Source organism: Salinisphaera sp. C84B14, from assembly GCF_040361435.1.
Lineage (GTDB): Bacteria > Pseudomonadota > Gammaproteobacteria > Nevskiales > Salinisphaeraceae > Salinisphaera.
Genome location: NZ_APNL01000007.1, coordinates 144,303 through 158,468 on the forward strand (window position 1 = coordinate 144,303; position 14,166 = coordinate 158,468).

General features: G+C 65.6%; 14 protein-coding genes. 10 read left to right on the plus strand and 4 right to left on the minus strand.

Going from position 1 to position 14,166, the window contains the following annotated elements; translation table 11 throughout:
* Positions 1-142 precede the first annotated feature (142 nt).
* Entirely contained in the window at positions 143-1,855 is a 1,713-nt protein-coding gene (locus C84B14_RS08075) for a methyl-accepting chemotaxis protein (RefSeq protein WP_353223199.1), read from the plus strand.
* 45 nt (positions 1,856-1,900) lie between these two features.
* Here the strand turns inward: C84B14_RS08075 and argB are convergent, their stop codons facing one another.
* From argB to coaBC, 3 genes are read right to left on the minus strand one after another with little or no spacing between them, the layout of a single operon-like run.
* Positions 1,901-2,812, minus strand: coding sequence for an acetylglutamate kinase (gene argB / locus C84B14_RS08080; protein ID WP_348764864.1), 912 nt, complete (start codon positions 2,810-2,812; stop codon positions 1,901-1,903).
* A gap of 35 nt (positions 2,813-2,847) precedes the next feature.
* Positions 2,848-3,303 carry a dUTP diphosphatase gene (gene dut / locus C84B14_RS08085; protein WP_348764866.1) on the minus strand — a complete coding sequence of 152 codons (456 nt, stop codon included), beginning with the start codon at positions 3,301-3,303 and terminating at the stop codon, positions 2,848-2,850.
* Entirely contained in the window at positions 3,303-4,547 is a 1,245-nt protein-coding gene (coaBC, locus tag C84B14_RS08090; RefSeq protein ID WP_348764867.1) for a bifunctional phosphopantothenoylcysteine decarboxylase/phosphopantothenate--cysteine ligase CoaBC, read from the minus strand. Before coaBC ends, dut begins: the two co-directional genes overlap by 1 nt.
* Before the next feature lie 136 nt (positions 4,548-4,683).
* Between coaBC and radC the strand changes: the two genes are divergently transcribed.
* The 5 genes from radC to rpmG all read left to right on the plus strand — a co-directional run bounded on the left by radC (position 4,684) and on the right by rpmG (position 7,818).
* Positions 4,684-5,358 (plus strand): RadC family protein, encoded by a 675-nt coding sequence (radC, locus tag C84B14_RS08095; protein WP_348764868.1) that lies wholly within the window; start codon positions 4,684-4,686, stop codon positions 5,356-5,358.
* 137 nt (positions 5,359-5,495) lie between these two features.
* Complete coding sequence (locus C84B14_RS08100; RefSeq protein ID WP_348764869.1) at positions 5,496-6,155, plus strand: outer membrane beta-barrel protein; 660 nt, start codon at positions 5,496-5,498, stop codon at positions 6,153-6,155.
* Positions 6,156-6,631: 476 nt separating this feature from the next.
* Complete coding sequence (locus C84B14_RS08105; protein ID WP_353223202.1) at positions 6,632-7,291, plus strand: hypothetical protein; 660 nt, start codon at positions 6,632-6,634, stop codon at positions 7,289-7,291.
* 138 nt (positions 7,292-7,429) lie between these two features.
* Complete coding sequence (rpmB, locus tag C84B14_RS08110; RefSeq protein ID WP_006912358.1) at positions 7,430-7,663, plus strand: 50S ribosomal protein L28; 234 nt, start codon at positions 7,430-7,432, stop codon at positions 7,661-7,663.
* On the plus strand, positions 7,663-7,818 hold the full coding sequence (rpmG, locus tag C84B14_RS08115) for a 50S ribosomal protein L33 (RefSeq protein WP_293623709.1): 156 nt from the start codon (positions 7,663-7,665) through the stop codon (positions 7,816-7,818). Before rpmB ends, rpmG begins: the two co-directional genes overlap by 1 nt.
* 188 nt (positions 7,819-8,006) lie before the next feature.
* On the opposite strand, the gene C84B14_RS08120 is transcribed toward rpmG, so the two are convergent.
* Positions 8,007-10,028: a hydantoinase/oxoprolinase family protein gene (locus C84B14_RS08120; RefSeq protein WP_353223204.1), complete on the minus strand. Its 2,022-nt coding sequence runs from the start codon at positions 10,026-10,028 to the stop codon at positions 8,007-8,009.
* A gap of 79 nt (positions 10,029-10,107) precedes the next feature.
* Here C84B14_RS08120 and C84B14_RS08125 point away from each other — a divergent pair, with 79 nt between their 5' ends.
* The 4 genes from C84B14_RS08125 to C84B14_RS08140 are packed head-to-tail and all read left to right on the plus strand — an operon-like array spanning position 10,108 to position 14,108.
* A complete protein-coding gene (locus C84B14_RS08125; RefSeq protein ID WP_353223206.1) occupies positions 10,108-11,043 on the plus strand; it encodes an ABC transporter ATP-binding protein in 936 nt (311 codons plus the stop codon).
* Positions 11,040-11,810, plus strand: coding sequence for an ABC transporter permease (locus C84B14_RS08130; RefSeq protein WP_353223208.1), 771 nt, complete (start codon positions 11,040-11,042; stop codon positions 11,808-11,810). The genes C84B14_RS08125 and C84B14_RS08130 overlap by 4 nt, the downstream gene beginning before the upstream one ends.
* A complete protein-coding gene (locus C84B14_RS08135) occupies positions 11,810-13,153 on the plus strand; it encodes a GldG family protein (RefSeq protein ID WP_353223210.1) in 1,344 nt (447 codons plus the stop codon). The genes C84B14_RS08130 and C84B14_RS08135 overlap by 1 nt, the downstream gene beginning before the upstream one ends.
* A 7-nt stretch (positions 13,154-13,160) precedes the next feature.
* The gene (locus C84B14_RS08140; RefSeq protein ID WP_353223212.1) at positions 13,161-14,108 is read left to right on the plus strand and encodes a DUF4340 domain-containing protein; all 948 of its coding nucleotides are present in this window, start codon (positions 13,161-13,163) and stop codon (positions 14,106-14,108) included.
* Positions 14,109-14,166 lie beyond the last annotated feature (58 nt).

Genomic DNA, 14,166 nt, shown 5'->3' on the forward strand with positions numbered 1-14,166 from the left:
GTTTTCAGGCCACGAGTCCGGCGTATTTGCCGGCTGGATCTGCGACCAAAGCACTATCGGTGCAAATTGCACACAAAAAAAAACTTAAATCAATACCCAATTAGGCCGATAAGAAAATTGTCATCTTCTACCGGCCCATTTAATGCTCAACCGTCTGACTATCGGCTCGCGCCTCGCCCTTGGCTTTGGGCTATTGACGCTGCTCCTGATCATCGATACCGCCGTGGCGACCTACGGCCTTAGACACGTGTCGGCAACCGCCGACCGCGCCATTCAGGTCGATACCCAGGTCGCCCTGAACGCGGTCAAGCTTCAGAACCAGGCGCTGGATGCCCGGCGCTACGAGAAAGACGTCTTGATCAGCATCGACGATGCACAGGAACGTGCGGCGTTCAAGCAGAAATGGGACGACAACTACGCCGTACTGGCCGAGGCCGTGCGCCGTGGCGCGCAAACCGCCGAAAGCGATGACCAACGCGCGCTATATCGGCAGGCCGCCACACTGCTCGGCACCTATGGCGACGGCTTCAACCGAATCCATGACCGCATCCGGGATGGCGAGCTGGTGTCGACCAACGCCGCCGACGCTGCTCTGGAAGAGTACAAGGCGCCCATTAACCAGTTCGAGCAGATTGCGCACGATATAGACATCGAAGCCGAGGCCCATATGGCGGAAATGGTCGAGGTGATGGACGCTCAGCAACAGCAGGCGCTGGTCGCGCTGCTGGCTTTCGCGGCGGTCTGCGTCGTGCTGGCCGTACTGCTGGCGTGGCTGATCACCCGCAGCATCACCCGCCCGGTGCGGTATGCGGTGAGTGTGGTCGAGGATGTGGCGGGCGGCAACCTGCGCCGCGATATCTCGGTGGACGGGCGCGATGAAATCGCCCAGTTGCTCACCGCGATGAGCAAACAGCGCCAGACCCTTGCTGCTCTGGTACTCAGCCTGCGCCAGCTCAGCGAAAGCGTTTATACCGGCGCCCGCGAGATCGCGCTGGGCAACGACGAACTGAGTACGCGCACCCAGGAGCAGGCCGCCAACCTGGAAGAAACCGCTGCATCGATGGAACAGATGACCTCGACGGTCAAGCAGAACGCCGACAACTCGGCGCAGGCCGATCAACTCGCGCGCCAGGTGCGCAGCCGCGCGGGCGAAGGCAACGCGGTGGTCCAGACCGCGGTCCAGGCCATGGACGAAATCAACGCCTCGAGCCGACGGATCAGCGAAATCGTGGGGCTGATCGACGATATCGCCTTCCAGACCAACCTGCTCGCACTCAACGCCTCGGTCGAAGCGGCCCGTGCCGGCGAGCAGGGCCGCGGCTTTGCCGTGGTGGCCTCGGAGGTACGCAACCTTGCCAGCCGCAGTGCGGCTGCGGCCAAGGACATCAAGAAACTCGTCGAAGACAGCGCCAACAAGGTGGCCGACGGCTCCAAGCAGGTGGCCCTGTCCGGCGAGGTGCTCAGCGAAATCGTCGAATCGATCAACAAGGTGGGCGATCTCATCTCCGAAATCGCGGCCGCCGGCAACGAACAGGCCAACGGCATCGACCAGGTCAATATCGCGGTATCGCAGATGGATACCATGACCCAGCAGAATGCCTCGCTGGTCGAGGAGTCGGCGGCAGCGAGCGTGTCGCTGGAAGAACAGGCGGCCAGCCTCGACAAGCAGATCGCATTCTTCCAGCTGCCCGATCAGGCGACGAACGCGCCAGCGCCTCATGCGGCGGCCGAAAAGACGCCGACGGCCACATCGAGCAAGCCGAGCACCGCGCCTGCGCCTGCAAAACCGAAGCAAAGCGCGGCCAGAGCCCAGTCGAAGCTCGAGGAAGAAGACGCCGACTGGGCCAGCTTCTAGGCCCGATTAAACACCACCGGCAAAGCGCCCGACCCGGCCTGGACTTCAGGCCGGCTCGGGCTCGTTGGCGGCCGGGGGCTCGGCCGGCTGACGGGTGATCTGGGTGCCCACGCCGGCATCGGTAAACAGCTCCAGCAACACCGCGTTTTCCACCCGGCCATCCACGATATGGGCCGAGGTGACCCCCGAAGCCACGGCATCCAGCGCGCACTGGATCTTGGGCAGCATGCCGCCGTGAATCACCCCGCTGTCGATCAGTTCCCGCACCTGCCCCGGTGCCAGGCCGGTCAGCAGATGGCCCTCGCCGTCGAGCACGCCGGGGGTGTTGGTGAGCAGCATGAGCTTTTCGGCTTCCAGCACGGAGGCAATCTTGCCCGCCACCAGGTCGGCGTTGATGTTGTAGCTGCGCCCGTCCGCGCCCACCCCGATCGGGGCGATCACGGGGATGAAGTCGTCCGCCTCCAGACGCTTCACGATATGCGGATCGATATGCGACACCTCGCCGACGAAGCCGAGGTCGGTATCGTCACCCACCAGGGCGAGCTTGCGGGCATGAATCAGCCCGCCGTCCTTGCCGGTCAACCCGACCGCACGGCCGCCGTGCTGGTTGATGAGATTCACGATCTCCTTGTTGACCAGCCCGCCGAGCACCATTTCGACCACGTCCATGGTTTCCTCGTCGGTGACCCGCATGCCCTTGATGAACTCGGTCTGCTTGCCGACGCGCTCGAGCAGCTTGCCGATCTGCGGCCCACCGCCGTGCACCACCACGGGATTGAAGCCGACCAGCTTCATGAGCGCGATATCGCGGGCAAAACCGGACTTCAGTTCGGGATCGGTCATGGCGTTGCCGCCATACTTGATCACCACAGTCTTGCCGGCAAAACGGCGGATATAGGGCAGGGCTTCGCCCAGCACGCGGGCCACGCGTGCGGCCTGTTCGGGATCGAGAGACATACGTTTGTTCTGTTCGAAAGGCGTCATGCGCGACCTCAACGGGTGCCGGTCGAACCGAAGCCGCCTGCGCCGCGCGCGCTGTCGTCGAAGGCCTCGACCACCTCGAGCTCGGGGGCGACCACCGGCACGAGCACGAACTGGGCAATACGCTCGCCGACATCGATGGTGAATTCGGCCGTGCCGCGGTTCCAGCAGGACACCATCAACGGCCCCTGATAGTCGGAATCGATCAGACCGACCAGATTCCCGAGAACGATGCCATGCTTATGCCCCAGCCCGGACCGCGGCAGAATCATACCGGCCAGGTTCGGGTCGGCGATATGAACCGCAAGCCCGGTGGGAATCAGCTCGCAGGCCCCCGGCGCGAGGGTTAGCGGCGCCTCGAGCATGGCGCGCAGATCGATCCCGGCCGAACCGGCCGTGGCCCGCTGCGGCAGATCGAAATCGCGACCCCAGCGCGGGTCGAGTACCTTGACTTGCAGGCTGGCCATTACAGCGTTCCTTCGGATGAATCGGGCAGCAGGCCGACTTCGGCGGCCATGCGCTCGGCGATAAGCGCGACGAGCTGTTCGGCCAGCTCGTGCTTGCTGGCTTTCGCGAGTTCACGCTCGCCGCCTTCCCAGACCACATAAAGCGCGTTGTCCTCGCGCCCGAAGGCATGCTCCGGGCCGACGATATTGCCCGCCACCATGGACAGTTTCTTGCGCTCGCGCTTGGCCCGGGCGCTGGCCTGCATGCCCGTGGTTTCGGCGGCAAAGCCCACCGTGAACAGATAGGGATGGGCGGCGGCCACGTCGGCAATGATGTCGCGGGTGCGAGTGAGCGCCAGGCTGGTATCGCCTTCGGATTTCTTGATCTTGTCGGCGGCGGTGGTCGCTGGCCGATAATCGGCGACCGCCGCCGCACCGATGAACACATCGGCGCTATCGATTACCGCCATGACGGCCGCGTGCATATCTGCCGCCGACTGGACGTCCACCCGCTCCACGCCGGGCGGCACGTCGAGCGCGGTCGGCCCGGAGACGAGCGTAACGATCGCGCCCGCATCCACGCAGGCCGCGGCCAGGGCATAGCCCATGCGGCCCGAGGAATGATTGGTGATGAAACGCACCGGATCCAGCGCTTCGCGCGTAGGCCCGGCCGTGATCACCACATGCCGGCCCGCAAGCAGACCATCCTCGCTGGTGGCATCGAAATAGGCCGCGACGGCGTCGCGAATCGCTTCGGGTTCGACCATGCGCCCGGCCCCGGTTTCGCGTTCGGCGAGTTCGCCTTCCGCGGGGCCGACCATATGTACGCCGCGTGCAAGCAGTGTTTCGACATTGGCGCAGGTCGCGGGATGGGCCCACATGACGTGGTTCATGGCCGGGGCAACCAGCACATCGGCATGGCTTGCCAGACACAGCGTCGACAACAGATCGTCCGCGCGCCCCGCGCACAGCCGGGCCAGCGTATCGGCCGTGGCCGGCGCGATCACGATCAGGTCCGCCCAGCGAGCCAGTTCGATATGGCCCATGTTCAGTTCGGCGGTCTCGTCCCAGAGGCTGTCGCGTACGCCGCGACCGGACAGCGCGGCCAGCGTCATCGGCGTGATGAAGCGCTTCGCCGACTCGGTCATCACCACCTGAACCTCGGCGCCGGCCTCCACCAGCCGACGCGTCAGCGCGGCCGCCTTGTACGCGGCGATGCTCCCGGTAACGCCGAGCAGAATTTTGCGATGGGCAAGCATGGACATGCCCAGCATTGTACCTATCTGACTGGACGCCGCCCGCCCCGGACGACAGGATTATCAATTCAGCATGAAGCTATTTTCAGAACATGCTGACGATCAACTGCTGCGACTGACGTTGACCAAAGACAGGGGGCATTGCATGGGTATCTCCGACTGGCCGGCCGCGGAGCGGCCCAGGGAAAAACTGCTGGCGCGCGGCGCGGGCGCGCTTTCCGACGCCGAGCTGCTGGCGATATTCCTGCGCGTGGGCGTACGCGGCGCAAGTGCGGTCGATCTCGCCCGTCAGCTGCTCAGCGAATACGAAAGCCTCGGCGCGCTACTGGCCGCCGACCAGCAAACCTTCTGTGCGACCCGCGGCCTGGGCGTGGCCAAGTTCGCGCAGCTGCAGGCCGTGATGGAAATGGCCCGTCGCCACGCCACGGAAACGCTGGCCGAGGTGGACGTGCTGTCCGCGCCCGAGGCCACCCGGCGCTATCTCACCCTCAAGCTAGCGCATGTGCCGCACGAGGTGTTTGCCTGCGTGTTCCTCAATACCCGCAATCACGTCATCGCCTTCGAGGAACTCTTTCGCGGCACCATCGATGGCGCGGCGGTCTATCCACGCGAAGTGGTCAAGGCCGCGCTGCGCCACAACGCCGCGGCCGTCATCCTGGCGCACAACCACCCGTCCGGGGTGGCCGAACCCAGCGCCGCCGACCGCGATATCACTCATCGCCTGGCCGACGCGCTCGCGCTGGTGGACGTGCGCGTACTCGATCACCTGGTCATCGCTGCGCGCCAGACCGTCTCTTTCGCCGAACGCGGCTTGCTGTAACCTCGATAACCCAAGGCATTCAGACACCTTAACGCTCGCGTTAATGTTTCGTTAATTTAAAATTAAGATGATGTGCGCAGACAGACGCTCTGTCCGCAGCCGGAACCGCTTCCGGCACCACCGATTTGGAGTACATCATGAAAAAGACCGCGATCCTGCTTAGCGCCGCCTGCGTACCGTTTGCCGCCATGGCGGCCCCGACGAACCACGAGGGTCCGAGCTATACCTATGTCCAGGGTGACTACATCCCCTACGGCAAGATCGACGGCACCAGCGCCGACTACGACGGTTTCGGTCTCGAAGGTTCGGCCGCAATCGTGCCGCACGTCTACGTCAAGGGCCGGTATGACCGTCTCGACGTGGACAATTCCCGTACCGACGTCGACCGCGGCAGCCTGGGCGTGGGCCTGAACGATTTCTACGACTACGGCGGCGCGGAAGGCACCGGCCTGGGCTACTACGGTCAGGTGTCCTACGAGCGCCTGCAGTTCGACGACGTCGTCGGCAGCGCCGATACCAGCGCGACCGGCTACGGCATCGACGCCGGCCTGCGCTGGATGGTCGATCCGGCCGTCGAAATCAACCCGAACATCGGCTATGTCGACTACGGCAGCAACTCCGGCGACGGCGTCGATCTGGGCAAGGCCGACGGCATGCGCTACAGCCTGCGCACGGTTGGCTACCTGACCGACAACCTGGCGCTGTCGGCCGAATACGCCAAGACCGATTACGACATCGGTGCTGCCGATCTCGACTTCGGCAACGAAGTCCGGGTCGGCGCGCGTTACAGCTTCTAGGCGAACGCGTATAGGTTCATGCGGTCGCGCGGGTGCGCGGCCGCGGTCCCGGCACCCCGCTACGGCGGGGTGTTTTATTTAAGGAAGCTCTGCACAACCTGTCACGGTCGCGCCGGCGTGCTTTGCGCGCGATTGACAAGGAAGTGAGAGCATAGCGTGCTTGCTGGACGGTAGCGAACACTAACGCCGATCAAGCGCGCGCAAAGCCCCGGCCCGCAAGGGGTTCGACCTCACAGACGCCGCGGCTGCGTTGCCAGGCTTGACCTGCCAGAAAGGCAGGCGCTGCGCCCGGACGCCTTGCCGCACCGTCTGTGAGGACTCGAACGCGATCCGCGAGAGGTTATGCAGAGCTTCCTTAAAGCCTGCAAGCCGTTGGTCTTTGACAGACTTCAAAGGCAGCGCCACCATCGTATAAATCCTTTCTGTTCAAATCCTTGAGCAGAAAAGACCTCCACGAACAACTCAGAATGATCCACATGAAAAATACTGCCATTGCCCTTGGGCTCGCCGTTGTGCCGTTGGTTGGCTTCGCCGCACCCAACGATATGCCCGGCGCCCCGAGCTACAGCTACTTCCAGGGCGACTGGGTCGTCGACGGCAACGCCAACGGCACCGGCCAGGATTACGACGGCTACGCGCTGGAAGGCTCGGTCGCGATCACGCCGAATGTGTTCGTCAACGGCCGCTACGACTGGCTCGACGTTGACAGCAGTTCGTTCGACGCCAACCGCACCAGCATCGGCATCGGCGCCAACGACTTCTACGACTTCGGCCGCGGCGACGGCACCGGCGTAGGCTACTACGGTCAGGTCTCGTTCGAGCGCCTGAACCTCGAGAACGTGCCCGGCACCGGCAATCGCGACGCCGATTCCAACGGCTATGGCGCGGATGTGGGCCTGCGCTGGATGGTCGACCCGCAGATCGAAATCAACCCGCATCTGGGCTGGGTCGATTACGGCACCCTGGGCGCCGGCCTGGGCAGCGCCGACGGCATCCGTTATGGCGTACGCGCGCTGGGTCATATCAACGACGCCGTCGCCCTGACCGCCGACTTTCAGGCCAGCGATATCGAAACCGCGAACCGCGATCTCGGTTTCGATAACGAAATCCGCCTCGGCGCCCGGGTGAATTTCTAGTACCCTGACGCACGCTGTGGGCGGCTCGCTTTGGCGATGCCGCCCGCGATTTCTGGCGCACAACGGTTGTGTCGCGCGGTTTTTGATGGTTAAATGCGCGGCTCGCTGACGCATGAGCGCGCGACCCAGGAGTTAGTCATGTCCCAGATCTGTCAGGTTACCGGCAAGAAGCCGGTCACCGGTTACAACGTCTCGCACGCCCACAACAAGACGAAACGTCGCTTTGTGCCCAACCTGCACTGGCACCGTTTCTGGGTGGAATCTGAAAAGCGCTATGTGCGCCTGCGCGTCTCTGCGAAGGGCATGCGCATCATTGACCGCCAGGGTATCGACACCGTGCTTGCCAAGATCCGCAAGCAGGAGAAAGCATAATGCGCGAAAAAGTACGCATGGTCTCGACCGCGGATACCGGGTTCTTCTACACCACGTACAAGAACAAGCGGAACACGCCCGACAAGCTCGAGATGAAGAAATACGATCCCAAGGCGCGCAAGCACGTGATCTTCAAGGAAGCGAAGATCAAGTAAGCGTTCGTCTATCGGCACGAGCCGATCAGGATTGCGAAAAGCCGGCCGCGAGCCGGCTTTTTCGTGTCCGGTCGTTTTCCCGGGCAAGGCTGCCCCGTGGCGTGCCTGCCGGGCGGCGCTCAAGCAGGTGCGAGTGGAACGGCGCGGCCTGCCTAGCAACGACGGCTTTTCGACGTGGACAGCGGCCGCTATCCGCGTTCGAGCAGCAGATTGCCCTTGCGGTCGACCGAAGCGGACCAGCCCGGCGCCACCCAGGTCGTCGTCACGGTTTCGCGCAGAATCGCCGGGCCGTCGAAGCACTGACCCGCGCGTAGCGCCTGTCGCGCGTAGACCGGCACCTCGCCATCGCAGCCGTGGACGGCGACCGTTTCGGCCGGCGTCGGTGCGCCCGTGCCGGTTTCGATATCCGGCAGCGCCACGTCGGGCACCGGCCCGGCCCGATGCAGGCGCAGATTGACCAGCTCGACGCTCAGATCGAAACGATGCCCGTAGCGCGCTTCGTGGGCCTGGTGGAACCCGTCTACCAGCTCGGCCGGCTCACGCCAGGCGAGATTGAGCGACGCGCTCTGGCCGGCGTAGCGCAGATCGGCGCTCAGGCGTTCTTCGATATCGACCGCGTCGATGCCTTCGTCTACCAGCTCGTCGCGGGTGGCCTCGCGCAGCGGCGCCAGCCAGGCATCTATTTCGTCCGCGTCCATCTCGGCCAACGGCTGCAGAATACTCAACGAGCGCTCGCGTGAGCGCCGGGCAACGAGCATACCCAGCGCCGACAGGACCCCGGCAAACACGGGAATGAGCACCCGCTTCATGCCCATGCCCTGAGCCAGTGCGCAGGCATGCAGCGGCCCGGCGCCACCGAAACACAGCAGACTGTCGTCAGCCACGGATTCGCCGCGGGCCACCGAAATCACCCGCAGCGCGCCGGTCATGGCTTCATCGGCGATGCGCAGAATGCCCGCGGCGGCTTCTTCCACCGACATATTCAACGGTTCGGCGATACGCGCGACCGCACGGCGCGCGGCCTGCACGTCCAGCCCCATATGGCCGCCCAGCTGGGTCGAGGCCGGCAGGCGCCCGAGCACCACATGGGCATCGGTCACGGTCGGCTGCTCGCCGCCCTTGCCATAGCAGGCCGGCCCCGGTTGCGCACCGGCCGAGGCCGGGCCGACCTGCAACAGGCCGCCCGCATCCAGCCACGCGATCGAGCCCCCGCCGGCGCCGATGGTATGCATATCCACCATGGGCACGGCCACGGGATAGCCGGCGATCCGGGTCTTGCTGGTCAATGCCAGTTCGTCGGCCACCAGAGCCACATCGCTGCTGGTGCCGCCCATATCGAGCGTGAGTACGCGCTCGAGTCCGGCCGAACGCGCCACGAAACGGGCGCCGAGCAGGCCGCCGGCGGGGCCGGACAACAGCAGGTTCACGGCGTTGTCGGCGGCCTGATCGACGCCGACCGTGCCGGCCGCGCCGTGCATGATCGCCACCCGTTCCAGCGCGTTTTCCAGGCGCCGCAGATAGCCGCCCACGGCCGGCCCGAGCGCGGCGTTCAGCCACGTTGCAATACCGCGTTCATACTCGCCGTATTCCGGCAGCACGCGGCTGCCGCGCGCGATGGCCAGCTCCGGCAGTGCCTTGCGCAGCGCGGATTCGATGGCGGCTTCGTCGTCGCCGTTCAAGAAGGCGAACAGCAGGTTGATGGCCACTGCCTCGACGCCCGCCTCGCGCAGCTGTGCCACAAGCGCGTCACACATCGCCTCGTCGAGCGCCACGAGCGACTGCCCCAGCGCATCGCTGCGCGCGTCGACCTCGAAACACAGTTCGGACGCCACCGGCACCGGGTTGGGCGCGGGTTCCAACGCATACAGCTCGCGCCGGGCCTGGCGGCCGATGGTCAGCACATCGGCAAAGCCCGTGTTCGCGATATAGGCCGTACGCGCCAGATTGTTTTCCAGCAGGGCGTTGGTGGCCACCGTAGAACCATGCACGATGCGCCAGTCGGCGGCCGCCTCACCGGCAAAATGGCGTACGCCGTCGATCACGGCCTGCTCCGGTGCCTGCGGCGTGGACGGGATCTTGTACACCGCCAGCGCGCCGTTCTCGCGGGCGATCACGTCGGTGAAGGTACCGCCGGTATCCACGCCCAGCTCGCCGGCGCTGCGCGAAATCGATTGCGGCTTTGTCGAACGATCGTCGTGGTTTAGGGTCATGATCCTGTCAGCGGATGATTCGGCATCGTCGTCCCCGTGTTGTACGGGCTGGACGCTGTCGGTGTGCCGGGAAACCATCATGAAAAGCGATTTGAAGCTCGTAGCGCAAGGGCTGGTCCGCGATTATGCCGGCCGACGCGCGGTCGACGGCGTGGATCTGTCGCTCGCCCGCGGCGAGGTGCTGGGCCTGCTCGGGCCCAACGGCGCCGGCAAGTCCACCACCCTGCGCATGCTCGCCGGCACCCTCGCGCCCGGCGCCGGGCGCATCGAGATCGCCGGCTTCGACATGGCGCGCTCGCCCCTGCAGGCCAAGCGCCATCTGGGCTATCTGCCCGAGCATCCGCCGGTGTACGCAGAACTGACCGTCGATGAATACCTCACCTTCTGTGCCCGGCTGCACCGTATCGGCCGCGGCCAGCGCCCTGCGGCCATCGACCAGGCCAAGGCCGACTGCGGGCTCGAGGACGTGGGCCGGCGCCTGATCGGCAACCTGTCCAAGGGCTATCAGCAGCGCGTGGGCATTGCCCAGGCGATCGTGCATCGTCCGGACGTGCTCATCTTCGACGAACCCACCGCCGGGCTCGACCCGAACCAGCTGCGCGGTATCCGCGAGCTGGTGGCACGGCTGGCAGCGCGCCATAGCGTGATCGTATCCAGTCATATCCTGTCGGAAATCGAGGCGGTCGCCGCACGCGTGGTGATATTGCACCACGGCCGGATCGTGCTCGACGAGCGCACCGGGGGTATCGAGCATGCCCCGGCGATGGTCGATATCATGCTGCGCGCCAGCCCCGATCAGGACACGCTGGCCGCGCTGGCCGGCGTCCAGTCAGTGCAGCGCATCGGCGACGGCCGCTGGCGCATTGTCCCCGAAGCCGGGCGCGATATTCGCGGCGCGCTGGCCGAAACCGCCGTGCAACAGGGCTGGCAGCTGCTGGAAATGCAAAGCCACACGCCCGATCTGGAGAGCCGTTTTCGGGCCCTCACAAGCGACAGCCCGGACCACGCAGCATGAATGCCACCCGTGCCATCACCGCCCACGAACTCAACCGGCTGTTCGTCTCACCGCTGTCGTGGACACTGCTGGCCGTCACCCAGCTGCTGCTGGGCATTCTCTTCGCCCTGTCGCTAACCGACATCAGCCTCAACCCGCAAACCGTGGGCGAGTACGACGGGATTTCCGCCATCGTCGGCGGCGGCGTGTTCCGTTTTGCCACGGTGGTGCTGTTGCTCGTGGTGCCGCTTTTGACCATGCGCGCCTTTGCCGAGGAGCGTAAGAGCGGCAATCTCGACCTCATGCTGGCCGCGCCCGCGCCGCTCTGGGCCATCGTGCTCGGCAAGTTCACCGCGGTGATGGGCTATCTGAGCCTGATGTTCGTGCTGATTGCCGCCATGCCGCTGTCACTGGCCCTGTTCACGCCGCTGGATCTCGGCCTGTTGTACGCGGGTCTGATCGGCCTTTGGCTGGTCATGGCCGCTTTTTCGGCCATCGGCCTGTTCGTGTCGTCGCTCACCCGCGAGCCCACGCTGGCCGCGGTGGCTACGCTCGGCGTGCTCATGCTGCTGTGGCTGTTCTATGCCGTATCGACGTTCGACTGGCAGCCGGTGGTGCTCGGCACCACCCTGCCGTTCGGCGATATCGCCCATGCGCTGTCGCTGATCGGCCACCACGATGCGCTGCTGCGCGGGGTGTTCTCGAGCGCGGACGTGCTCTATTTCCTGATCTTCACCCTGTGTTTTCTCGCCCTGACCGTGGTGCGACTCGATATGGATCGTCACTGATGCGTGCCAGTCACGGCCTGTCGCTTGCGCTGATCGTTGTCGCCGCGCTCATGGCCGGCGCGGTCAGCCAGCGCTTTTCGATCAGCGCGGACTGGACCGCCGGCAATCGCAATTCGTTGTCGCCTGCCAGCCGGCAGGTGCTGGATGCCCTCGACGCCGGCCCCGTTTCCTTCACCGCCTATATCTATCCCGGCCCGCGCCGTGCCGAGGTCGCCGAGCGGCTGGAGCGCTATACCCGCGCCAGTTCGCAGGTGCATCTGGACTTCGTCGATCCGGCCCGCGACCCGCAGCAGGTGCGTGCGCTGGGCATCGGCGATCAGGGCGCGGTTCAGATCCGCTATCAGGGGCGTAGTCAGACGGTGACCGACTTCAGCGAAAAAAGCGTAACCAACGCCCTGCAGAAGCTCTCGGTGGCCAAGAACCAGTGGATGGTGTTTCTGTCCGGACACGGCGAACGCTCGCCTGCCGAGGAATCCAACGGCGGCTACAGCGAACTCGCGGCCGCGCTCGATGCCCAGGGCATGGCTACCCGCAGCCTGAATATCGCCGAGGCAGCGGCCATTCCCGACAACGCGGCCCTGGTGGTCGTGGCCAGCCCCCAGCGCAGCCTGCTGCCCGGCGAAGTGCGCATGCTGCGCGACTATGTCGAGCGCGGCGGGGCCCTGCTCTGGGCCGACGACCCCGGCCCGCGCTATGGTCTGGAACCGCTGGCCCGGGATCTGGGCCTGAGCTGGCTGCCCGGTACGGTCATCTATCCGGATTTTCGCGAGCTGGGCACCGGCCACCCGGCCATCGCGCTGGTCGCCAACTATCCGAATACGCCGATCACCGAAAACCTGACCCAGATCGGCCTGTTCCCCTATGCCGGCGCGCTGGCACGGCTCGATAATGCCGCCGCCAAAGGCTGGAAAGCCGAAACCTTTCTGCGTTCGAGCACGCGCAGCTGGCTGGAAACCGGCCCGATCGACGGCCAGCAAAGCCTGACCTTCCAACCCGACCAGGGCGATATCCGCGGGCCGCTGGACATGGGCATCGCCCTGACCCGTGCCGTACAGACCGACGCCGGCCGGTTCGCCCAGCGCGTAGCCGTCATCGCCGACAGCGATTTCATGACCAACGGCCATCTCGAACGGCTCGGCAACCGCCCGCTCGCCCTGGCCCTGTTCCAGTGGCTGGCCTTTCGCGATGCCCAGATCGCGGTCGATGTCGCCAAGGCGCCGGATACCCGCCTACAGCTCAGCCCGGCCCAGATCCGCGGCTTCTGGTGGGTGTATGTGCTGATCCTGCCGCTGGGCCTGATCGGCTTCGGCCTGTTGCGCTGGCAGCGCCGACGCCGCCGGTGAGCCGTCCATGAACCGCAAACGCCTGATCTTCAATGCGGTACTGGTGCTGGGCATCGTGGTGCTCGCCATTCTGCTGTGGCAGTTCCGTACCCCGGCACCCACGCCGCCAGAAACCGTCTCCGCCATCGACCCCGACGCGCTCACCCATGTGGAAGTGCATCTGCCGGATGCGGTGGTCGAACTCGATCGTGCCAATCCGGATGCCGACTGGCGGCTGCAGGAGCCGATTTCCGCACCGGCCGATACAGCCCCGCTGCAGGCCCTGCTGGCCCTGGCCGAGGCCACGCCCAGCCAGCGCTACGAACGCGGCGCGATCGACGACGGCACTACCGGCCTCGACGACCCGGCGCTGGTGGTTCGCTTCAACGGCCAGGCCCCCATTCTGGTGGGCAACGCGGGCCCGGCGCCGACCAGCCGCTATGTCGCCACGCCCCATGCCCTGCTGCTGGTCAAGGCCGAACGCCTGGCGCGATTGCCCGCCACCTGGCGCAACTGGGTCTCGCCTACGCTCATAGCCGACGATGCCGACCTGACCCAGCTCACGCTGCCGCGGCTGACGCTCGCGCGCAGCGAAACCGGCGGCTGGCAGGTAGAGCCGAAGAGCGCCGATCGCGGCGCCGACTATGCCCAGGCCACGATCGATGCCTGGCGCCATAGCCGTGCCCTGTCGCTGGAACCGGTGGATGCCTCTCGCGCCCGCATTGCGCGGGTGACGTTGCGCTACGCCGACGAGCGCATCCGGCGGCTGGACGTGATCGAACGCGAGCCCGAGCTGATCCTGCGCGACGACGACCGCGGCATCGACTACCACTTCGCCCCGCATCTGGCTGCGCCGCTGCTGGACATGCAGCATCCGGACACGCTCGGCGCCGGGCGCGCACGCAGCCTGCAGCCCTCGGCCATTCCGTTGACCCCGAGCGGAGACACGACGAACACCGCGCCTGCCGCCGACTAAAGGACGCTACGACGCTTTCTTGACCCGAACGGTCTTTCCAGAGCCGCGGCTGTGCCGC